Origin of the sequence: Ferviditalea candida (genome assembly GCF_035282765.1) — a bacterium.
In the GTDB taxonomy this organism is placed as follows: domain Bacteria; phylum Bacillota; class Bacilli; order Paenibacillales; family KCTC-25726; genus Ferviditalea; species Ferviditalea candida.
Window position 1 is genome coordinate 1 of record NZ_JAYJLD010000047.1, and the last position, 21,115, is coordinate 21,115.

Sequence of the window (21,115 nt, forward strand, 5' to 3'; positions counted from 1 at the left end):
GATCAGCGGCGACCAGACGATCAATTTTGGCAACCTGCAGACCGATCAACTGGAATTCCCGGTGACGATCCGCATCTATGAAGCGATCGACACCCCGAGCGGCCAAGCCAAACGGCTGGTAAAAACGCTCAAGCAATAAATAACGCTTGTCATGCTGCGTATTTATTGATCGTCAAAGCTTCTCTATTTTCAACCCGGAGAAGTCGGAAATTCTTTCGTCCGCATGTTTCAGATGCCTCTCTCCAAGTGCTGCAGCGCTGCGGATGCCTATCGTAACAGCCACGCCGGCCGCTTTGCCCATCAGCATATCGCCTTCGGTATCCCCGATGATTGCCGTTTCCGAAGGATTCAAACCGATTGATCGGCATGCGGTCAGGATCATTTCAGCGTCCGGTTTTCCCCGGGTCACCTGATCATTGCCGACAATCACCGCAAAATGCCGGTCGATTCCCATCCACTGCAAATGCCGAACCGCCGGTTCCGTGTCATCGGCGGTCACTACAGCCATCGGAATCCCCGCTTCCCCGCATTCTTGCAGGAATCGGACCAAACCCGGCAGCGGCTTGGCCGGCTTGAGCCTCTCCAATTGCTCTTCAACCAATTGATGGCATTGCTCCACAACCCGTTTCGCATCGTTCCAAGGGATTCCGCGCGAGTAAGCCTGCCAAGCCAAAATGGTCAACATCTCATCCGTCGATCCCATCGCCAGCGGCCCGTTCGGATCATAGCCGATACTGTTCTTCATCGGGCCGGCAATTTCCGTCTTGAATGAGGGATTATGATTTTTCGATATCGGAATTCCGGGAAACCGAGAAACTTGGACCTGCAAACAGTCACTCATTAACTTCGACCAGGTTGCCCACAGGTATGTAAAATCCAACAGGGTTCCATCCTTATCGAACAGAATGCCCTGAACCCGATAGCTTCGATGATTTATATGAAGGACCGCCATCCCGCATACCCCATTCATTTATCCGCATTTCAATTTCTACCAAAAAGGCCTTCACAAAGAGCGTGAAGGCCTTTTTTATTTACCATTGTCAATCTGCGTTCTGTAAAATAAAATGGTCGAGACGACAGGATTTGAACCTGCGACCTCTTGGTCCCGAACCAAGCGCTCTACCAAGCTGAGCCACGTCTCGACATTACAACAGCGAAATTTATTATAGCACGATCCACCTTGCGGCGCAATATCGCCTATCGCAAATTTTTACGCTAATTTATGGTGGCGCGCCCGATACGATTCGAACGTACGACCCACAGTTTAGGAAACTGTTGCTCTATCCTGCTGAGCTACGGGCGCGTGAAATCAGCAAAAGTTATTATACCACAATTGATCTCCAAATCAAATAGATGAAAACTGGAAACGTGCCGATAGCCGCAGCAGAAAAAGCCCCTTTTCGGAGGCTTCCTCTGACTTGACATTCCCGTATCCCGTTCGTCCTACGGTTATTTCGCAATCAGTACCGGGCAATGCGCTTGTTGGACCACATTGTGGCTGACGCTGCCCAGGAACAGTTCCTTCATGCTGCTCAAGCCGCGGCTGCCCATTACAATCAGGTCGCAATCGTTATCTTTGGCGTATTCCGCCAGCATTTTAGCAGGGTTGCCCTCCAAAGCGATGGTTGCCGTTTTGTTCGGAACGGCATCCAGCTTGCCTTTGATTTTCCCGAACAATTCCTCCGTGCTTCTCTGGCGGCTCTCCGCCAATTCCTCCACGGATACAATGTCATAATAGCCAAATGTTTGCACATAGCGGTCATCCCACACCGTCACGGCATGAACTTCAATCCGGCTGTCCTGCTCCGCCAGCTTCAACGCCAGATCCAGCGCCTTGTCGCTCAACTCCGAACCGTCATACGCCACCAAAATTCTCGAATAAAAACCGAACATTGCACATTCCTCCTCAGATTTTAGTTCCCCAGGGAAACTATTTGAATTTTCTTTGCTTAATGCTATTTTCAACGATTTCGCTTCCAAATTCTGTGATTAATATCACGTGTGCAAAAATTGCGCTTATTCCGCTGCTGAAAGAATATTTCCCCCTGTCTGCAGGGAATAAGAAGGGTAGGCTGCAAAAAACGGCAGGGATGAACGGAATGAAAACGAAATGAAAACGGTTGTGACTTTTCTGATGCTGACAATAGGCTTAATGCCAATCGCCGGCTGCTGGAGCGGCAGGGAGTTGTCCGATTCCGCCATATTGGTTGCGGCAGCTATCGAAAAAAAAGGTAACAATATCAAAATCACTTATCAGGTGCTTGATCCCAGAAAATTGGAGAAGGAAGAATCTGAAGCCAGGGTCGTCATCAGTTCTGAAGCCCCGACGGCCCATGAGGCCACATGGCGGATCATCAAAGGGCTGAAACGGCGATTGTTCGTTTCGCATACGAAAGCGGTCATTTACAGTACGGAGCTCGCCAAGGAAGGCAAGCTGCACGCCCTTCAGGACGCCATGAACCGCGATCAGCAGTTCCGCCTGAACAGCTACATTTATGTGGCCGATCACCCCGCTGACATACTGGGCGCCCGGTCGCCGTTGGAAGCGATGACGGGGTTGGGTTTATCCAAGGGAGCCGAAACCGTGGAAAGAGACCTGTCGGAAATGATCGTTGTTCCCTTGTGGAATTTTATGAAAATGAGTCTCGGACCGACTGGAAGCACCTATACTTCTTTCCTAGAACTGCACAAAGAAAAGGAACCGGCATTAACTCATGTGGATATTGACGGTCCGGTCATCTTCAAAAAAGGCAAGCTGGTCAAAACCATCCATTCCCCGGAAATTACCCGCGGGATCCTTTGGTTCGAAAACAAAGTCGAAGGAACGTCCGTCAGTCTGAGCATTCCCGGAGAACCGAAGCATAAAGCGGCGATCGAAGTCCACAAGACTTCCTCGAAGATCACCCCCCGGTTCGAGCAGGGCAAACTGGTGATCGACGTAACGGTTCAATCGGCGGGAGACATTAATGAATGGCAATCCCCGCAGGCGTTGACCCTCCCAAAGCTCAAGCTGCTTGAACGGGAGTACAAAGACCAAATTATCAAAGAAATGCGGGGAGCGCTTAAGAAGATGCGCGAGGATCCGGTCACTGACGTGCTGAACATCGGCCTTGAAGTGTTCCGCCAGTATCCGGATTATTGGAGCAGGGTGCATGACGATTGGGACGACCTCTTTAAAAAAATCGACGTGAACATTAAAGTTGTAGCCAAAATTCAAAACTTGGGGATGGTGAAAGACAGAAGGGCAGATCATCCGAAATCCGATTTGTTCCCATGGAGTAAATGAACCGAGCTTTGTCCGTTAGAATAATCAACCCCAATTTGAGGGAATATTTATAAAAGAAAGCGAGGGAGAGCGAATGTTTTTCGCAAGCTGGTTTAAACGCAAACAGAACAACGGCTCGGGAAGTCGGCAAATTCAATCTTCTTCGCCGCAGGGTCTGCCCATCTTTCCGGACCTGGAGCAGAACAAGCTATTTTTCAAGCAAATAATGGGCAATCCCCCCGATCTGATTTTCCGCGATATCATGTGCGGTTCCAATCAAACAAAACTGCTGCTAATCGGAATGAACGGACTTGTGGATAAAGACATCCTCTACCAGTCAGCCATCAAACCGCTGGTGGAGAACGACCAGGCCCCCATGGAAAGTCTCTCCGATATTGAAAATACACTTCATGTCGGCATTTTCAATCGGGGACGCGATCTGGGCGATCTCTTGAAAAAACTGTTAACAGGCAATGTCATCCTGCTGATGGAAAAACAAACGGAAGCCATCATTATCAACGCTCAAGGGTTTGAAGAACGAACCATTGAAGAACCGAAGACCGAGCCGATCGTCCGCGGACCTCATGAAGGATTTACGGAAGCGTTGGGAACCAATCTTGCATTGATGCGCAGAAGACTTCACGATCCGATGCTCCGCTTCGATATTCTGAAAGTCGGGATCAAATCCCCGGTCGACGTATGCGTTCTTTATATTCAGGATATTGCAGCTCCGGAAATCGTTGAGGATATTAAAAATCGTATTCGCAGAATTAAAACGGAAGCCATTCTCGGTTCCGGCTACATTGAAGAATACATCGATGAACAGCCCCAATCGTTGTTCGCCACCGTCGGGAACACGGAAAGACCCGACAAGCTTGCCGGAAAATTGCTGGAAGGCCGGGTGGGCATCCTCGTGGACGGCACGCCAACCGCATTGTGGCTTCCCTATTTGTTCCTGGAGGCGATGCAATCCCCCGAGGATTATTATTCATTGCCGTTTTATACCTCCTTCATCCGAATGCTCCGGTATGCCTCTTTTTGGATCTCGCTTATTCTGCCTGCCTTTTATGTGGGAGCGCAAAATTTCCACAAAGAAATGATCCCGACGACCCTCTTGGCCAGCATTGCCGCCGCCCGCGAAGGCGTCCCTTTTCCGTTGGTCATGGAAGTCATCTTCATGCTGTTATTATTTGAAATCTTGAAAGAAGCAGGCGTACGCATGCCGAGATCGATCGGACAAGCCGTCTCAATCGTGGGGGCGCTGATCCTCGGCGATGCCGCTGTGCAAGCCGGCATCGTCGGAACGCCGACGATTATCGTTGTCGCCCTTGCGGGAATTACCACATTTATCGTGACACCATACACCGACGCGGTCAGCCTCCTGAGAATTCTGCTGATCATTCCCGCTTCCATTCTCGGTCTATTTGGTCTTCTTATGGGGGTACTTGCCATGCTGACGCACCTCGCTTCCATGACCAGTGCGGGTGTCCCATATCTTTCGCCGTTTGCCCCAACTTATTTCCGCGATTGGAAAGACACCTTCGTACGTGTTCATCTTAAGAATATGGATCGGGCGCCGGAATCCATTCCGCAGCAGCGAAAAATCCGGCATGAGAAACCATGAATCAAGGATCGGGCGCCGGCCGGCAACAGAAAACAAAGAAGGGGTGCTGCGTGATATTGCTTAAGGCCGCATTGCTCAGGACATTCATGCCGCTTCTTCTGTTTGCTGTCTTGCTGACCGGTTGTTGGAGCTCCCGGGAATTGTCCGATTCGGCCATACTTTCAGGGGCAGCAATCGAGAAGATCGGGGGAGAATATAAAATCATATATCAGGTCATGGATCCGAAAAAAATCAAGAAGAACGAATCGAAAGCCGACGTGATCATCACTTCCGAAGGACCCACTGTGCATGAGGCCACCCTGCGGCTGGCCAAAGGGCTGAAGCGCCGGTTGTTCTTATCGCATACAAGGGCGATCATCATCAGTACCGAGCTTGCCCGCAAGGAAGGCATTCTTCCCCTTCTGGACTTTGGAAACCGGGATCAGCAGTTTCGCCTGAACAGCTACATTTACGTTGCCGATCATCCCGCGAAAATTCTCGGTCTCGCCTCTCCTTTGGATCCGATATCGGCATTCGGGCTGTTCAAAGGCACGGACTCTGTCAAGCATGATGTCTCGGAAATGACGGCGGTGTCCCTACGGGAATTTATGCAGATGAACCAAAGCCCGGTCGGGAGCGGCTATGTAACTTTACTGAAAATACATAAGGAAAAACCGCCCGCCATGATACACGTCGATATCAACGGGGCAGCCGTTTTCAAAGATGATAAACTGGTTAAAGTCGTTCGCTCCCCCCTCCTCACTCGCGGCATCTTGTGGTTCGAGAACAAAGTCAAGTTCGGTTCGATGAGCCTGCCGATCCCCGGAGACCCGAGGTCGATGGCGGCGATTGAACTTCACTCCAGTTCCTCCAAGATCAAACCAAAATTGAGAGAAGGCAAATTGACCTTTGATGTGAATGTGGAAGCCAGCGGGGACATTAATGAATGGCAGTCCGGCCAACCGTTGACAGAGAGAAAAATAAAGCAGCTGGAATTGCAGATGAAAAAGCAAGTCATTGAGGAAATGAATGCCGCATTGAAGGAAATGCGGAAAGATCCGGCCACGGACATTCTCAACCTCGGCATGCAAGTATACCGGCATTATCCGAAATATTGGCATCAAGTCCATGAGGATTGGGACGAAATCTTCAAGCGTACGGACGTCCGCATTCACGTAAAATCCAAAATCACGAATTTGGGAATGGTAAAAGATCGGGTGGCCGACCGACCGCAGACCCGTCTGTTTCCGGGGATTGACTGACTTGCTTCGCAGAATGGCCAACTCACTTGTCAAAGGGGGGATTGCAGATGATCCGTCGGCGCGAAGCGCTTTTTTTCCTGTTCATGGTCCTGCCGATTATAGGACATGTGGTTATCCTGCCCATGCTCTATGACTTTGCGGGACGGGACGCCTGGATTTCCGTGCTGCTGGCGGCTCCTTTCGGCATCGTGATCGCTTACATGACCTGGAAATTCCTGAATCTGGAGCCCGGAACAACACTGAAAAAGCTTTCGACCGATCTATGGGGACCCTGGATCGGCTTTCTGTTCAACCTGATCTGGTTCGCCTTCTTTTTCTTCATGGGCATTGTCACCTTGACCTCCGTGATGGATATGCTCCAGGGCGGATTTTATCAGGAAACCCCGATGTGGTTCATTGGGGGCAGCTTTATGGTTTTCATCGCTTACTGTATGACGAAAGGGATTCGCGTCATCGCTTGGATGGCCGGGATATTAACCTTGTTCATTATGATCTCGGGCCATTCGATTTCACTGCTGCTCAGCCCCGTGCGTAGTTGGGGCCAGCTGCTGCCAATCCTGGAATTCGGTTGGAATCCCGTGATATCGGGGGCCATCCTGCTGTGTGCAAACTGGTCGGAAATGTTTGTGTTGGCCGTGCTGCAGTTCAGCAAGGTAGAAACCAAAGGAATGCTGTATCTGTTATTGCTTGGGTCCTTCGCCAATACGATCATGATGCTGTCCGTGGCTGCAGGCACCATTACCGTATTCGGATGGGAGCAGACCGACACGCTGCTGTATCCCGTATTGAGCTCGGTAAGGATGATCACCTTGGGATTCATCGACCGGTTTGACGTCTACGGACTGATGCTGATGACATTCGGCAGCTTTATCCGGCAGTCCCTGTTTCTCCACGCCGTGATCGAATTGCTGCCTTTTCAAAAGGTGGTCGCTAAGTATCGCACGATTGCCATTATTGCAATGGGGCTTGCGCTTTACTTTACTTCGCTGTTCCTGTTCACCAACAAACTGACTTATGATGAATACTTGAAAAACTATGTGCTTGTAATCTTTCTGTGGCCGCTGCCGCTGCTGTATATCTTGAAGCATTGGTGGTCCAAACGGAAACAGCGAACTTCCAAAAATCCCGCTTCCAAAGGTTCGACATTGCCGGGTTCACCCCAAGGTTCTTCTTAGTCCTTAAATTCTTCTTGGAAAGAAGGAATTGCCAGTGATCCGCCCACGCGAGGCGCTTTTTTTCCTGATTATGGTTCTGCCGATCATCGGGCATGTGGTCATCCTGCCGCTGCTCTATGACATTGCCGGAAGGGACGCCTGGATTTCCGTGCTGCTGGCGACTCCGTTCGGCATCCTGGTCGGATACGTAACCTGGAAGTTCTTGAATCTGGAGCCCGGTACAACGCTGAAGAAGCTTTCGACCGATCTTTGGGGATCCTGGATCGGCTTTCTGTTTAACCTGATCTGGTTCGTTTACTTTTTCTTCATGGGCATCATCACACTGACTTCCGTCGTGGATATGCTTCAAGGCGGTTTTTATCAGGAAACCCCGATGTGGTTTATTGGAGCGAGCTTTATGATTTTCATTGCTTATTGCATGACAAAAGGAATCCGCGTGATCGCCTGGATGGCTGGGATATTAACCCTGATTATCATCGTCACGGGTCATGCAGTAACGTTGATACTCAGTTCTATGCGGGATTGGAGACAGCTGCTTCCCTTCCTGCAATTCGGTTGGAATCCGGTCATATCCGGGGCCATGCTGCTGTGCGCAAACTGGTCCGAAATGTTTGCCTTGGCTGTACTGAGGATCAGCAAAGTGGAAAAAAAAGGAATGCTGTACTTGATTTGGCTGGGTACCATTGTCACCTCGATCGCGATGGTATCTGTGGCGGCGGGAACCATCACCGTATTCGGATGGGAGCAGACCGACACGCTGCTGTATCCGGTATTGAGCTCTGTGAGGATGGTCACCCTCGGATTTATCGATCGATTCGATGTCAGCGGATTGGCGCTGATGACTTTCGGCAGCTTTATCCGGATGTCCTTGTTTCTCTACGCCATGATCGAGATGATGCCCTTTCAAAATCTGCTGAGCAAATACCGGACGATTACCATTGTTGCAGTCGGGCTGGCGCTCTATTTTACCTCCCTGTTTATGTTTACCGACAAACTCTCCCATGATGAATTACTGAAAAATTATGTGTTTGGGGTTTTTCTTTGGCCGCTGCCGCTGCTGTATATCTTGAAGCATTGGTGGTCCAACCGAAAACAACGAGCTTCCAAAAACCCCGCTTCCCCAAGGACCCGCATTACCTAGTTCCCCCCAGGATTCGTAATCGTTCAGCTGGCACCTGCAGTCCGGTCTTGAAGAATTCATTGCCGTATTCCGCATGACTCCGGGCATCCTGTTCTGCTATAATTTACCGATAGGAGCATTAGATCACAAACACAAAGGAGAGGTACGACATGCGCTGGGCCGTCCTCGTATTTCTTGGAGCTTGCAGCTACGGCGTGCTGTCAACGTTCGTCAAACTCGCATATCATGCCGGATTTACCGTTCAAGAGGTTGTCGGGAGCCAGGCCTTTTTCGGAATTCTTCTATTATGGCCGATGTCATGGTTTTTTCCAAGAAATAAGCTGACTCGAAAAGAATTGATTTCCATCATGCTTGTTGGTTCCACCATCGGGCTGACCGCCATAATTTATTACGGATCGCTTCAATATTTGCCGGCTTCCGTCTCAGTTGTGCTGCTGTTTCAATTTACTTGGATCGGCGTTTTGATTGAGTCGTTGATCGACCGGCAAAAACCGGATCGGGCAAAGATACTGTCCTTGATTTTATTGTTTGCCGGTACGATTCTTGCTGCAGGGCTACTCGAAGCGGACACAGCACATTGGACGGGAATCGGCATCCTGCTCGGACTGCTTTCCGCTTTGTCCTACGCGCTCTTCGTCATCTTCAGCGGTAGAACGGCCAACCATGTGCATCCGGTCGTCCGCAGCAGCATCATGGCGTTCAGCTCCTTAATCCTTGTCTTCATTGTATTCCCGCCCTTCTTTTTATGGAATGGATCGCTATACGCGGGACTCGCTTTATGGGGATTCCTGCTCGCCTTGTTCGGCATCGTCATTCCTACCCTGTTCCTTACCCTCGGCGTTCCGCATACCGGCGGAAGTCTCGCTTCGATTCTGGGGGCCGCCGAGCTGCCGACGGCTGTGTTGATGTCCAGTATGGTACTTGGAGAATCGGTGAGCAGCCTTCAGTGGCTGGGCGTATTCGTCATTTTGTCGGGCATCGCCCTGCCCGAATTGTCCGGCATGCGGCGGGAGCCCGAAAACAAAAGAAACCGCCACGCAACCACAAAAAAATGAACTTTTTGGGCTGCCGTCAAACGAAAAAGGACCCGGTGGGTCCTTTTTGACGGTGGTTTTTTTCTACTTGCCCTACTCGCGAAACTTGAGTTCAAGTGCTTCCAATGCTTTACTTTGCCTATGCGGTCATGCGTAAAGTGTCTTTGGCACATCCCTCCAGTTTCTTCAGGAAGTGAAACCGGTCCGTATGCTTTTCGTTAACAGGTTCAACGGAAAACCACACCTTTGTGTCCACCGTCAACAATTAGAGTACCCGATAGGGACGAGCCTTATTCGAGAATCCTCTTCCTTTTCGCATCATGAACCCTCTCCGTGATTCTGCCTGGAATGGTTCCGGTTCTTCACTTTCTTGGAGCCCGACAGCGCTTCCTGCTGACGGTTTCCCTCCTTCTCCCGTTTATCTCCGACATCGGCCGCCGGGGTAACATATTGCGGAGTATGCTGCTTCGGCATAAAAAACCCCCTTAGATTTTGTGAATTCCCCTATTCACCGCTTCTTGACCTATACCGCTTCTTATCCCTGATAGATTTGCGTTGTAACATCCTGCAGATCTTGCGCACATTCATGAATATGGCGTACATAGTCCTCAGCCAGATTCTGAATCGGCTCCGTATGTTCATCCACGTGGATTCCGTCCTGCTCCACATCGAGCAGATCGACCTTCACTTCCCGTGAATCCATATAGGTGCAACGAAAATCAAAGCTGTATTTGGAGCGTCCCGCCACATCCATATGGATGAGCAGCGCATTGGGAATACCGTCATCCGCATGAACCTCCACGGAATCTGAAGAGTTCAGCCTTTCGGGCAAACGACGCTTCCACTCCTCGACCAATCGTTGATCCATCGCTTCATAACACCCCCATACAGGTAGATTGCGATTCCGCGCCCGCCTTTATACATGATTAACCGTTGCGTAATTCGCCGTTACGATGCATAAAGAACTTTGCTTTTTATGGAGATAACTTGTACTTGGCCCGAATTTCGTCCAGATAATTATAAATGGTATAACGGGAAACCCCCATATGATTCGCAACCAAATCTACAGCGCCTTTAATCAGAAAGGCCCCTTTCTCATCCAATTCTTCAATAATATCCTTCTTGTTTTCTCTCGTAAGCTTATGAATATCCTTGCCGCTGCTGGCAATAGTCTGATCGATCATTTTTTTCAAAATTTCGGTAACGTCGCTTGTAAATACATCATTGATTTCTTCACTTTCTCCCGGCAAGTCCGAATTCAGAATTTCATCAACCCATGCTTTCATCCATTCCAATCGGCTAATATCCCGATTAATGCTCAGACAGCCGATCACTTGATCCTGATGATTTCGAATAAAAATATTGGTGGATTTGATTTTTTTGCCGTCCTTGGTCAATGTGCGGTATACAATCGAGGGTTTGTTTTTCTCCACTCCGTGACGAACGATTTTCAAAGCGTATTCGGACATGGGGTCTCCGATTTTGCGATTGGTGATATGGTTGTTCTTGATCGCGATAATGGAATGATCGGGTTCGTCAAAATCGTGCAGCACAACCTCGCTGTCTTTTCCATACAAGAGTGCCAGACCTTCAACCACATTCACAAAATTAGAAAAAAGCAGCTGTTTGTCATCCAATTGTAACGCATCCTTTTCATCCTTATTTCATTTGTAAAAACATCTTGAACGGATCTTCGAAATATTGCTTCAAGCGATTGGTAAATCGGACAACCTCGGCGCCGTCCAGCACGCGATGATCGAAAGTCAACGATACGTACATCATCGGACGTGCAACGATTTCATCGTTGATGACAACGGCTCTCTTCTGAATGGTATGAACGCCCAAAATCGCGACCTCCGGATGATTAAGAATCGGCGTTGCGAATAGGCCTCCAATCGGCCCTATATTGGTTACGGTAAACGTTCCGCCCTTCATGTCCGCAGCCGTTAATTTGTGTTCTTTGGCCGATATCGTCAACTGCTTGATTTCTTTTGCCAGTTCCAGAATCGTTTTCTGCTCCACACCTTTAATGCATGGAACGACTAGTCCGTTATCGGTATCCACAGCGATCCCGATGTTGTGGCTCCCATGCACCTCCACTTCCTGTTTGGCCTCATCCATTACCGCATTGAACATAGGAAATTGACGGAAGGCAACCGATAAGGCTTTGAGAATAAACGGCAGGAATGTCAGCTTTACCCCTTGATTTTCGGCTTCCTTCGCGTAAATATCTTTAAAACGGATGAGTTCGCTCATGTCCACCTCGTCAACACTTGTCGCATGAGGAGCGGTGAACGCGGAGCGAGTCATTTTCTCGGCGATTTTTTTACGAATTCCTCTGATCGGGATGCGTCTGGGCTCTGAAATCCCGACAGCTTTTGCAGCTTCAACAACCTCTGCAGCATCCCCGCCGCTATGTTCCTTATTGGGCAAATAACGCAGCAAGTCATCCTCCGTTACGCGACCGGCAGGTCCGGTTCCTTGCACAAGCTGAATGTCGATCCCCATTTCCCTTGCCTTTTTGCGTGTGGAAGGGGCGGCAAGGATGTGTTTGCAGGAATTTCCCAATCGATGATCGGAGGAGGATGTTTCTAACGATGCAGATGACGGAGACGGTACGGTTGACGAGAGAGGTGTGGTTGACGAAACCGACGCAGGTTCATCGGACTCTTCCAGAATAGCGACAAGCACTTCACCGACTTTGACCACATCGCCCTCCTTCCATGGAATTTCGCATATCCTGCCGGCTGCGGGAGAGGGGAGTTCCACAACGGCTTTATCCGTTTGGACTTCGACCAATGCATCATCCAGCTTCACATGATCACCGGATTGAACAAGCCACTTTACGATTTCGGCTTCATGCAGCCCTTCTCCGATGTCGGGCAATCGAAACTCATGCATCGGCGATCCCTCCTTAATACTTCATCGTCCGTTCGATGCCGGCACGTATCGTATCCGCATCTGGAATATATAGATCCTCCAATTGAAATAAAGGAGGCGGCACATCATAGCCCGCGATTCTTGCTACCGGGGCCTCCAAATGAAACAAGGCCTTGTCGTTGATGATCGCGATAATTTCCGAGCCCACACCGGCCGTTTTGGGAGCTTCATGGACGACCACGGCGCGCCCGGTTTTTTGTACGGAAGCGATGATCGTCTCTTCATCCAACGGGGATAATGTACGCAAATCAATAATTTGCGCTTGGATGTGCATTTCCTGCTCGGCTTTTTGAACGGCTTGACGTACGGCCGGGAGCATGGCGCCCCAGGAAAATATGCTGATATCCGTTCCTTCCTTCATCACCTTGGCTTTTCCCAGCGGAACCGTATATTTTTCCGTCGGCACCGGCTCTTTAAATGCGCGGTAAAGCTTCATCGGCTCCAAAAAAAGCACCGGATCGGGATCTTCAATCGCCGCCAGCAGCAGTCCTTTGGCATCGTAAGGGTTCGAAGGAACGACCACCTTTAGTCCGGGCTGATGGACAAAAAACGCCTCGCTGCTGTCCGAATGAAGCTCCGGCGCGCGTATGCCGGCTCCATACGGGGCGCGAATCACCATCGGTACGGTATAGCTGCCTTGAGAACGGGTTCTGATGCGTGCAGCGTGGCTGATGATTTGTTCAAAAGCCGAATAGATAAACCCCATGAACTGGATTTCCGCGATCGGTTTGAGACCATTCACAGCCATTCCAATGGCTGTGCCCACGATTCCCGATTCTGCCAGCGGCGTGTCAAAAACGCGCTCCTCCCCAAACTGCTGTTGAAGTCCGTCCGTCGCACGAAAAACGCCGCCGTTGTGTCCGACGTCTTCACCAAAAATCAGCACGCCGGGATCACTTTCCAACGCGTTTCGCAGAGCGTTGTTAATGGCTTGGATCATCGTCATTTCCTGCATTCAATCCCACCTCCTTTCCTGCGAGCAATAAATTCGTTCCTTTGCTCCTCCACTTTCAGGGGCAGATCCTGATAGCTGTACTCAAACATATGCAGCGGATTGGATGGTCCGCATTGCTTCATTTGCTTGATTTCTTCATCTAGAAGGGTCTGGATTTCGTGAGCCAACAGATTTTCCTGATTTTCATTCCACAAGCCTTGCCTTTCCAAAAAACGGCGAAAGCGAAGTATCGGATCCCTGCCTGTTCTCCATTTCTCCACTTCCGTACTGCTTCGATATCGGGTATGGTCATCCGCAGTGGTATGGGAATTGTACCGGTAAGTCACGGCTTCGATCAACGTCGGCCCTTCACCGAGATAGGCTTTGTACACAGCATTTTTAGTCGCTTGGTACACCGCCAGAACATCGTTTCCATCAACCCGGATGCTTTCCACACCATAAGCATCGGCCTTCTCGGCAATGGTTTCGCTGGCCGTTTGTCTATGATAAGGAACACTGATTGCGTATTGATTATTTTGGCAAAACAACACTACGGGAACCCGAAAAACACCGGCAAAATTCATTCCTTCATGAAAATCCCCTTTGGAGGTTGCCCCATCGCCAAAATAAACCAGAGTCGCTCGATTTTGCCGTTTGAATTTATCGGCCATCGCATATCCGACGGCATGAAGCACCTGCGTAGCAATCGGTACGGCAACGGGAAACACGTTGACTCCTTCAGGCTTCACAAAATGATCGGCGCGTCCGTTCCAATAATGCAGAATTTGCCGTATCGGCAGCCCGTGGACCATCGCCGCTCCGTTTTCGCGATAAGTTGGAAACATCATGTCCTCTTTTCGTAACGCAAAAGCGCTTCCAATTTGCGCCGCTTCTTGACCTTCCAATGACGGATAAGTTCCAAGCTGCCCTTTGCGCTGCATCATTACAGCCCGACGATCAAATTCCCTGCTGATTTTCATCCAGCGGTACATTTCGATATACTGCCGCTCCGTCAAGGGAGGCAGCAATTGCGGATCTGCCGTTCCATCCGCGTCAACCAGGTTAAACACGGGTCCGGCAGGCTTCCGAGCCAATACTTTCGACATACCCACACCTCCAAATGTCAAGGTTGATTTTGCATATACAATGAGAATTTATTGTTATTCAAAAAAAAATAAGAAAAATAAAATTTTTTAGTAATTCCTAAGATTATAGTATGCGGGATTCTCCGATAAGTTTATCGCCAAACACAAAAAAACTTTGCGATTGAATGATCGCAAAGCTTAATGAACAATATCCGTGTTATAATATGTACTGGCGGAGAGGGTGGGATTCGAACCCACGGAAGAGTTACCCCTTCGCTGGTTTTCAAGACCAGAGCCTTAAACCACTCGACCACCTCTCCGGATGTTCCCACAAACAGTGAACAGAAAGCATTGTAACATAGTTTGAAGCTGTTTTTCAACCTCTATTTTGTGGGATTATGCCCGCTTGATTACCTTGACGTTGTTCATGTAAGGCTGCAGCGCTTCCGGTACCCGGATGCTGCCGTCCTCCTGCTGATAATTTTCCATGATCGCCGCGACCGTTCGTCCTACAGCAAGTCCCGAGCCGTTAAGTGTATGAACAAATTCCGGTTTGCTTCCCTGATCTCTTCTAAAGCGGATATTGGCTCTTCGAGCTTGGAAGTCCTCGAAATTACTGCAGGAGGAAATTTCCCGATATGTTCGGCTTGAAGGCATCCATACTTCCAAATCGTAGGTTTTCGCAGAGGAAAAGCCGAGATCCCCCGTGCATAATGCCACAACCCGATAAGGCAGCTTTAGCAGCTGAAGGACATTCTCCGCGTTTTGCGTCAGCTTCTCCAACTCTTCATAGGAGTCCTCCGGCTTCACCAGCTTGACGAGCTCCACTTTGTTAAACTGATGGTTTCGGATCAGCCCTCTTGTATCCTTGCCGGCTGAACCGGCTTCGGAACGGAAGCAGGCGCTGAATGCCACATAATATTTGGGAAGCTCGTCCGCAGCCAAAATTTCGTCCCGATGATAATTGGTAACCGGTACTTCTGCTGTAGGAATCATGTAGTATCCGCTGTCGTTCAGCTTGAACAAATCCTCTTCGAACTTAGGAAGCTGCCCTGTGCCGATCAAGCTTTCCTTGTTGACGATGTAAGGAGGCAGCATTTCCATATATCCGTGCTTCTCGCTATGCAAATCCATCATGAAATTGATGAGCGCTCTTTCCAGTCGTGCGCCCAAGGCCTTATAGAATACAAAGCGCGAGCCGGTTACCTTGGCCGCCGCTTCAAAATCAAGAATATCCAGCTCCTGGGCCAAATCCCAATGAGCCTTCGGTTCAAAGGAAAATTCGGGAGGTTCGAGAAACTGGCGAATTTCCCGATTCTCATCCTCCGTCAAGCCAACCGGGACCGAAGAATGGGGAATATTCGGGATGGCCAACACCAGCTCCTGAATCTCCGATTCCAATTGGCGTATTTCCTCGTCAAGCTGTTTGATCCGGTCGGATACTTCCCGCATCTCCACAATCAGACCGTCAGCATCGCCGCCCGATTTTTTCAATTTGGCCACGTCTTGTGATACGGTATTTCGGCGGTTTTTCAGCTGTTCGGCTTCCTGCAGCAGATCTCTGCGGCGCCGGTCGAGTTCCGGAAACTTCCGTACATCTTCGATATTTTTGCCGCGATGCGACATGGCTTCTTCCACTCGTTCGAATTCATTTCTAAACAGCTTGACATCCAACAAAAGATACGCCTCCTCAGAGGAAATGCTTTATGATTTCGTCACTGCCGAAAGACTGTTCCTGGCCATCTCAATAAAATAAGCATGCATCCGATGATCATCGGTCAATTCCGGGTGAAAAGAAGAAGCCAGCAGATGCCCCTGTCTGGCCGCTACAATCTGATCACGGTAAGTCGAGAGCACTTTTACCCCGTCCCCTACTTCCACGATCAACGGAGCCCGAATAAACACGCCGCGGACCGCCTTATCGATCCCCTTGATGTCCAGGTCGGCCTCAAAGCTTTCCCGCTGTCTGCCGAAAGCATTGCGTTGTACCTTGATATCCATCAGTCCCAAATGCACTTCACTTTGCCCGACGATTTCCTTGGCAATCAGAATCAGCCCCGCGCAGGTGCCGAAAATCGGCTTCTTCTTAGCCGAGAAAGCCCGCAGGGCTTCAATAAAATGATATTCCCGCATCAATTTTCCGATGGTCGTACTCTCTCCGCCGGGAATGATCAATCCGTCGATCTTTTCCAGTTGCTCAACGCGTTTAATTGCAGTGCCTTGAGCGCCGGCTTTGTTCAGCATGCGAATGTGCTCGGCTACCGCTCCCTGCAGAGCGAGAACACCGATATTCATGAGGTTCCCCTTCTTTCCTGTCCCGTTAACCTATTTACCGGTTCCAATTACCAGCCGCGCTCCTGCATGCGTTCAGAAGCAGCCAACGAGGAAATTTCAATCCCTTTCATCGGCGCGCCCAAATTTTTCGATAATTCCGCGATAAGGCCGAAGTCCGTAAAATGAGTCGTGGCTTGTACGATCGCCTTGGCGAACTTTTCAGGATTATCCGATTTAAAAATACCGGAGCCTACAAACACGCCATCTGCGCCCAAATGCATCATCAATGCAGCATCAGCCGGAGTGGCTATTCCACCGGCGGCAAAGTTGACAACAGGCAGCTTGCCCGTCCCATGTACCTCGAGAAGAAGCGAGTAAGGTGCGCCCAAATTTTTGGCTTCCGTCATCAACTCTTCTTTGGACATCCCCTGTACTTTACGGATTTGCGACATCACAACACGCATATGCCGAACCGCTTCCACGATATTGCCTGTTCCCGGCTCGCCCTTGGTCCGGATCATGGAGGCCCCTTCACCGATTCTTCTCAACGCTTCGCCCAAATCGCGAGCGCCGCAAACAAAAGGAACGGTGAATTCATTCTTATCAATATGATAGACTTCGTCGGCAGGTGTCAAAACTTCACTTTCATCAATATAATCAACACCCAGCGACTCAAGAATTTTCGCTTCGACAAAATGGCCGATTCTCGCTTTTGCCATCACGGGAATGGTTACAACCTTCATAACCTCTTCAACAATTGTCGGGTCTGCCATGCGGGCAACTCCGCCTGCGGCACGAATATCGGCCGGTACTCTTTCCAAGGCCATAACCGCTGAGGCTCCTGCCGCTTCGGCAATTTTGGCTTGCTCGGCATTCATGACATCCATGATGACGCCGCCTTTTTGCATTTCAGCCATACCTCTTTTAACACGAGAAGTTCCTGTTTCCATTTCCGAAATCCTCCATATGCTTATTAACATCTAACAAAATATTTTACATCATGGGATTTAATTATACAACCCGACATTTGCACATCAGAATAAATTCTTTATCCCTGCAAACATTTCCTGAATGAAATTTTTGATTCCACGGAAGAACAATCGGAACCAGCTTGCTTTATCCACATTCTCGGCGGCAACCAAATTCACCGTTTTTGTTATAGGAAAAGCGCCTTTGTAAGTGATGGTCACAGTACCCAATACATCGCCTTTTTTGATCGGGGCCACCAGCTTGTCCGCCGCAGCACTTTGCGCTTTGATGTCGAACGCATCGGCATTTTCTCCTTTTTGTACGACGAATTCGGCGCCTTTTTCCGTCACGACCGGCACGACGGTTTCATTGCCTTTTTTGATTTCAACCTGCTTCAGGGCGTCGATTTGCGTTTTCGCGGTGAGTACCGTCTTTCTCTCAAAATTGTTAAATCCGTAATCCAATAATTTGCGGGTTTCCGAAAAACGTTTACCTTCCGCAATCGTGCCCATCACCACGCTGATCAAACGAAACCCGTTATGCAGCGCCGTGCCCGTAAAGCACCAGCCGGCTTCGTCGGTATGGCCTGTTTTTAAGCCGTCCATTCCCGGATAAGCTATGGAGGAAAAATTGTTATTATAGTCTTTCCAGCCCGCGAGCATATGGTTCCAGTTAATCATCTTATAACGCTCATCATTCGGCTTCAAATATGCGGTCGGAGTGCTTGTATATGCTAAAGCTTCGGGATGATTATTGACGATGTTGTATGCCAACCGCGCGGCGTCCATTGCCGTCATTTCCGTTTCCCCGGAAAGACTCGCAGGATTGTACCCGGCATCGGCTAAATCCTTGCGGGACAACCCGGTGGGATCGATAAAATGCGCTTTGTCGGATAAACCGAGTTCTTTAGCCTTTTGATTCATTAAAGCTGCGAACTTCTCAACCGTACCCCCTACGTATTCCGCCAATACGACTGAGGCGTCATTGGAGGAATAAATCGACATCGCCTTGAACATATCTTCAACTGTATACGTTTCTCCGGCGGCAAGCAGACCCCCGGATCCGCCGACACCAGCCGCGTATTTGCTGACCGTCACTTGATCGGTCCATTTGATTTTACCGGACTTGATGTAGTCCATGACAATGTACTCAGTCATCATTTTGGCCATGCTGGCCGGAGGATAGGCTTGATCCGGATTCATTTGATAAAGAACCTGACCGGATCCCGCGTCGATCAACACAGCTGATTTCGCTTCAACGGACGGGCCTGGTAATGGAGCCGCCTCAGCGGCGGACAGCTCGCTCAGAAATGAGGCCGTCTGCAAGACCAAGCTGATAACGAAGATCATGAGCAACATTTTTTTACGTCTTTGAAAACCGCGAAGAAACAAAACTCCCACTTCCCCATCTCCTGTATATTTTTCGTTTTTTAATTGTAGCATATGCCCACATGCAAAAAAAGACAGGGTAATATTAGTAATATTACCCTGCTGCATGAAACGGCCTTAATGGTCTTGGTAATTGCTCACGGATCAGGACAATGAGTAGTTTGGAGCTTCCTTGGTAATCTGGACATCATGTGGATGGCTTTCCCTTAATCCGGCGCTGGTGATGCGGATAAACTGGGTATCGTTTTTCAGCTCTTGGATATTTTTCGTACCGCAAAGACCCATTCCCGAACGAAGTCCTCCAATTAATTGAAAGATGGTATCCTTAAGAGGGCCTTTATAAGGAACCCTTCCTTCGATCCCTTCCGGAACAAGCTTGGTTTCATTCTCCTGGAAATAACGATCCCGGCTGCCTTCCTTCATCGCGCCCAAAGAACCCATTCCGCGGTAAACCTTGAATCGCCTGCCTTGAAAAATCTCCGATTCCCCGGGACTTTCTTCCGTTCCGGCGAACAGGCTGCCGATCATAATCGCATCTGCACCGGCAGCGATCGCCTTCGTAATGTCACCGGAATATTTTACCCCGCCATCGGCGATAATCGGAACATTGTATTGCCTTGCTACCGTTGCGCAGTCGTAAATTGCCGTCACTTGCGGAACGCCGATTCCGGCGACTACCCTTGTAGTGCATATAGAACCGGGTCCTATTCCCACTTTGATGATGTTCGCTCCGGCCTCGATCAGATCCCTCGTACCATCGCCAGTCGCGACATTCCCGGCTGCAATAGGTAAGTCGGGATATTTGTTGCGGAGCATTCTGACAGTATTTGCAATATTGATGTGATGACCGTGTGATGAATCCACAACTATCAAATCCGCACCTGCGTTTACCAACGCTTCGGCTCTTTCCATTGTATCCTTGGAAACCCCGACCGCTGCGCCGACCAATAACCTCCCTTGGGAATCTTTCGCCGCATTTGGGAATTGTATGGCCTTTTCGATATCCTTAATCGTGATTAATCCCTTGAGCTCACCGTGATTATCCACGATCGGAAGCTTTTCAATCTTATGATTCTGCAGGATGACCTCCGCTTCCTGCAGCGTTGTTCCGACAGGTGCCGTCACAAGATGTTCCTTTGTCATGACGTCCTTAATTGGGATGGAATAATCATGAACAAACCGCAGATCACGGTTCGTGATGATACCCACCAGTTTATTGTGATCATCAACGATCGGCACACCGGAAATTCTGAATTTGCTCATCAAAGCTTCGGCATCATAAACATGATGCTCCGGAGTAAGCGAGAAAGGATTGGTGATAACTCCGCTTTCCGACCGCTTCACCCGGTCCACTTCCTCGGCTTGCTGCCCGATACTCATGTTTTTGTGAACAATGCCGATGCCGCCTTCCCTCGCGATGGCAATAGCCAATGCCGATTCCGTGACCGTATCCATGGCCGCGCTGATCAACGGAATATTCAGCTTCAAAGTTTCCCCGAGATTTACGGATACATCTATTTCCCGTCCGAACACTTCCGACTTTCTCGGAATGAGAAGAACATCATCGAAGGTTAATCCTTCCTTCGTAAACTTGGACTCCCACACTACGGCAACCTCCCTTTACACCTTTTCACCTGTGTACATTATTGCAATATTATCAAAAGCCCATTTTTACTGTCAAGGTAAGACTGTTATTTTCGAAATATCTACATATCTTTTATGTTTTCTTTTTTCCTGGGTCTTTATTTGGCGATTCATGCACAAGAATTTAGATGTTATACCGATTGCTCGGATTCCAGAATAAATATTCCTCGATCCCCAAAGATCGGAGCGTACGTTTTTGCTCATCAATTTTCGTTTCGATACTCTTCCGGGAGAGTTGGACCCATGTTGACAGCAAAATAAAAACGCCCCTGATCGATTCCGTCGATCAGAGGCGTTCCTTGTTCGCTTGGCAACGTCCTACTCTCCCAGGACCCTTCGGTCCAAGTACCATCGGCGCTGGAGGGCTTAACGTTCGTGTTCGGGATGGGTACGCGTGGTTC

19 protein-coding genes, 3 tRNA genes and 1 rRNA gene are annotated in these 21,115 nt (G+C 49.4%); 6 read left to right on the forward strand and 17 right to left on the reverse strand.

Features of this window, described 5'->3' with window-relative positions; all coding sequences use genetic code 11:
- Positions 1-172 precede the first annotated feature (172 nt).
- The 4 genes from VF724_RS19100 to VF724_RS19115 all read right to left on the reverse strand — a co-directional run bounded on the left by VF724_RS19100 (position 173) and on the right by VF724_RS19115 (position 1,893).
- Complete coding sequence (locus VF724_RS19100) at positions 173-952, reverse strand: HAD family hydrolase (RefSeq protein ID WP_371755844.1); 780 nt, start codon at positions 950-952, stop codon at positions 173-175.
- Positions 953-1,065: 113 nt separating this feature from the next.
- A tRNA-Pro gene (locus VF724_RS19105) sits at positions 1,066-1,142 on the reverse strand.
- A gap of 84 nt (positions 1,143-1,226) precedes the next feature.
- Positions 1,227-1,303, reverse strand: a tRNA-Arg gene (locus tag VF724_RS19110).
- A gap of 146 nt (positions 1,304-1,449) precedes the next feature.
- Positions 1,450-1,893 carry a universal stress protein gene (locus VF724_RS19115; protein ID WP_371755845.1) on the reverse strand — a complete coding sequence of 148 codons (444 nt, stop codon included), beginning with the start codon at positions 1,891-1,893 and terminating at the stop codon, positions 1,450-1,452.
- Between the two features lie 217 nt (positions 1,894-2,110).
- Between VF724_RS19115 and VF724_RS19120 the strand changes: the two genes are divergently transcribed.
- From VF724_RS19120 to VF724_RS19145, 6 genes are all read left to right on the forward strand, one after another.
- Positions 2,111-3,286 (forward strand): Ger(x)C family spore germination protein, encoded by a 1,176-nt coding sequence (locus VF724_RS19120; RefSeq protein ID WP_371755846.1) that lies wholly within the window; start codon positions 2,111-2,113, stop codon positions 3,284-3,286.
- A gap of 73 nt (positions 3,287-3,359) precedes the next feature.
- Entirely contained in the window at positions 3,360-4,889 is a 1,530-nt protein-coding gene (locus tag VF724_RS19125) for a spore germination protein (protein WP_371755847.1), read from the forward strand.
- Between the two features lie 50 nt (positions 4,890-4,939).
- Entirely contained in the window at positions 4,940-6,130 is a 1,191-nt protein-coding gene (locus VF724_RS19130) for a Ger(x)C family spore germination protein (protein ID WP_371755848.1), read from the forward strand.
- A 47-nt stretch (positions 6,131-6,177) separates the two neighbouring features.
- Positions 6,178-7,305: a GerAB/ArcD/ProY family transporter gene (locus tag VF724_RS19135; protein WP_371755849.1), complete on the forward strand. Its 1,128-nt coding sequence runs from the start codon at positions 6,178-6,180 to the stop codon at positions 7,303-7,305.
- Between the two features lie 34 nt (positions 7,306-7,339).
- The gene (locus VF724_RS19140; RefSeq protein ID WP_371755850.1) at positions 7,340-8,446 is read left to right on the forward strand and encodes a GerAB/ArcD/ProY family transporter; all 1,107 of its coding nucleotides are present in this window, start codon (positions 7,340-7,342) and stop codon (positions 8,444-8,446) included.
- Positions 8,447-8,595: 149 nt separating this feature from the next.
- The gene (locus tag VF724_RS19145; protein ID WP_371755851.1) at positions 8,596-9,501 is read left to right on the forward strand and encodes an EamA family transporter; all 906 of its coding nucleotides are present in this window, start codon (positions 8,596-8,598) and stop codon (positions 9,499-9,501) included.
- A 297-nt stretch (positions 9,502-9,798) separates the two neighbouring features.
- On the opposite strand, the gene VF724_RS19150 is transcribed toward VF724_RS19145, so the two are convergent.
- The 13 genes from VF724_RS19150 to rrf all read right to left on the reverse strand — a co-directional run.
- Complete coding sequence (locus VF724_RS19150) at positions 9,799-9,954, reverse strand: small acid-soluble spore protein P (protein ID WP_371755852.1); 156 nt, start codon at positions 9,952-9,954, stop codon at positions 9,799-9,801.
- 61 nt (positions 9,955-10,015) lie between these two features.
- Complete coding sequence (locus VF724_RS19155; RefSeq protein ID WP_371755853.1) at positions 10,016-10,348, reverse strand: hypothetical protein; 333 nt, start codon at positions 10,346-10,348, stop codon at positions 10,016-10,018.
- A gap of 106 nt (positions 10,349-10,454) precedes the next feature.
- Entirely contained in the window at positions 10,455-11,117 is a 663-nt protein-coding gene (locus VF724_RS19160) for a helix-turn-helix transcriptional regulator (RefSeq protein WP_371755854.1), read from the reverse strand.
- A gap of 22 nt (positions 11,118-11,139) precedes the next feature.
- A complete protein-coding gene (locus tag VF724_RS19165; RefSeq protein WP_371755855.1) occupies positions 11,140-12,381 on the reverse strand; it encodes a dihydrolipoamide acetyltransferase family protein in 1,242 nt (413 codons plus the stop codon).
- Positions 12,382-12,394: 13 nt separating this feature from the next.
- A complete protein-coding gene (locus tag VF724_RS19170) occupies positions 12,395-13,375 on the reverse strand; it encodes an alpha-ketoacid dehydrogenase subunit beta (RefSeq protein WP_371755856.1) in 981 nt (326 codons plus the stop codon).
- Positions 13,363-14,460 (reverse strand): pyruvate dehydrogenase (acetyl-transferring) E1 component subunit alpha, encoded by a 1,098-nt coding sequence (gene pdhA / locus VF724_RS19175; RefSeq protein ID WP_371755857.1) that lies wholly within the window; start codon positions 14,458-14,460, stop codon positions 13,363-13,365. Before pdhA ends, VF724_RS19170 begins: the two co-directional genes overlap by 13 nt.
- A gap of 209 nt (positions 14,461-14,669) precedes the next feature.
- Positions 14,670-14,759, reverse strand: a tRNA-Ser gene (locus VF724_RS19180).
- 76 nt (positions 14,760-14,835) lie between these two features.
- A complete protein-coding gene (serS, locus tag VF724_RS19185) occupies positions 14,836-16,116 on the reverse strand; it encodes a serine--tRNA ligase (RefSeq protein ID WP_371755858.1) in 1,281 nt (426 codons plus the stop codon).
- 27 nt (positions 16,117-16,143) lie between these two features.
- On the reverse strand, positions 16,144-16,734 hold the full coding sequence (pdxT, locus tag VF724_RS19190) for a pyridoxal 5'-phosphate synthase glutaminase subunit PdxT (RefSeq protein ID WP_371755859.1): 591 nt from the start codon (positions 16,732-16,734) through the stop codon (positions 16,144-16,146).
- 47 nt (positions 16,735-16,781) lie between these two features.
- Positions 16,782-17,663: a pyridoxal 5'-phosphate synthase lyase subunit PdxS gene (pdxS, locus tag VF724_RS19195; protein WP_371755860.1), complete on the reverse strand. Its 882-nt coding sequence runs from the start codon at positions 17,661-17,663 to the stop codon at positions 16,782-16,784.
- Positions 17,664-17,747: 84 nt separating this feature from the next.
- Positions 17,748-19,082, reverse strand: a complete 1,335-nt coding sequence (locus VF724_RS19200) for a D-alanyl-D-alanine carboxypeptidase family protein (protein WP_371755861.1) — start codon at positions 19,080-19,082, stop codon at positions 17,748-17,750.
- A gap of 132 nt (positions 19,083-19,214) precedes the next feature.
- Positions 19,215-20,675, reverse strand: a complete 1,461-nt coding sequence (gene guaB, locus VF724_RS19205; RefSeq protein WP_371755862.1) for an IMP dehydrogenase — start codon at positions 20,673-20,675, stop codon at positions 19,215-19,217.
- Between the two features lie 344 nt (positions 20,676-21,019).
- Positions 21,020-21,115: ribosomal RNA gene (gene rrf, locus VF724_RS19210) — 5S ribosomal RNA — on the reverse strand; the annotation flags it as partial.

Bases quoted from the DNA above. Each gene is read 5' to 3' on its own strand.
- VF724_RS19100 (WP_371755844.1), bottom strand. From the start codon at position 952: ATGGCGGTCCTTCATATAAATCATCGAAGCTATCGGGTTCAGGGCATT.
- VF724_RS19115 (WP_371755845.1), bottom strand. From the start codon at position 1,893: ATGTTCGGTTTTTATTCGAGAATTTTGGTGGCGTATGACGGTTCGGAG.
- VF724_RS19120 (WP_371755846.1), top strand. From the start codon at position 2,111: ATGAAAACGGTTGTGACTTTTCTGATGCTGACAATAGGCTTAATGCCA.
- VF724_RS19125 (WP_371755847.1), top strand. From the start codon at position 3,360: ATGTTTTTCGCAAGCTGGTTTAAACGCAAACAGAACAACGGCTCGGGA.
- VF724_RS19135 (WP_371755849.1), top strand. From the start codon at position 6,178: ATGATCCGTCGGCGCGAAGCGCTTTTTTTCCTGTTCATGGTCCTGCCG.
- VF724_RS19145 (WP_371755851.1), top strand. From the start codon at position 8,596: ATGCGCTGGGCCGTCCTCGTATTTCTTGGAGCTTGCAGCTACGGCGTG.
- VF724_RS19150 (WP_371755852.1), bottom strand. From the start codon at position 9,954: ATGCCGAAGCAGCATACTCCGCAATATGTTACCCCGGCGGCCGATGTC.
- VF724_RS19155 (WP_371755853.1), bottom strand. From the start codon at position 10,348: ATGGATCAACGATTGGTCGAGGAGTGGAAGCGTCGTTTGCCCGAAAGG.
- VF724_RS19165 (WP_371755855.1), bottom strand. From the start codon at position 12,381: ATGCATGAGTTTCGATTGCCCGACATCGGAGAAGGGCTGCATGAAGCC.
- VF724_RS19170 (WP_371755856.1), bottom strand. From the start codon at position 13,375: ATGCAGGAAATGACGATGATCCAAGCCATTAACAACGCTCTGCGAAAC.
- pdhA (WP_371755857.1), bottom strand. From the start codon at position 14,460: ATGTCGAAAGTATTGGCTCGGAAGCCTGCCGGACCCGTGTTTAACCTG.
- pdxT (WP_371755859.1), bottom strand. From the start codon at position 16,734: ATGAATATCGGTGTTCTCGCTCTGCAGGGAGCGGTAGCCGAGCACATT.
- pdxS (WP_371755860.1), bottom strand. From the start codon at position 17,663: ATGGAAACAGGAACTTCTCGTGTTAAAAGAGGTATGGCTGAAATGCAA.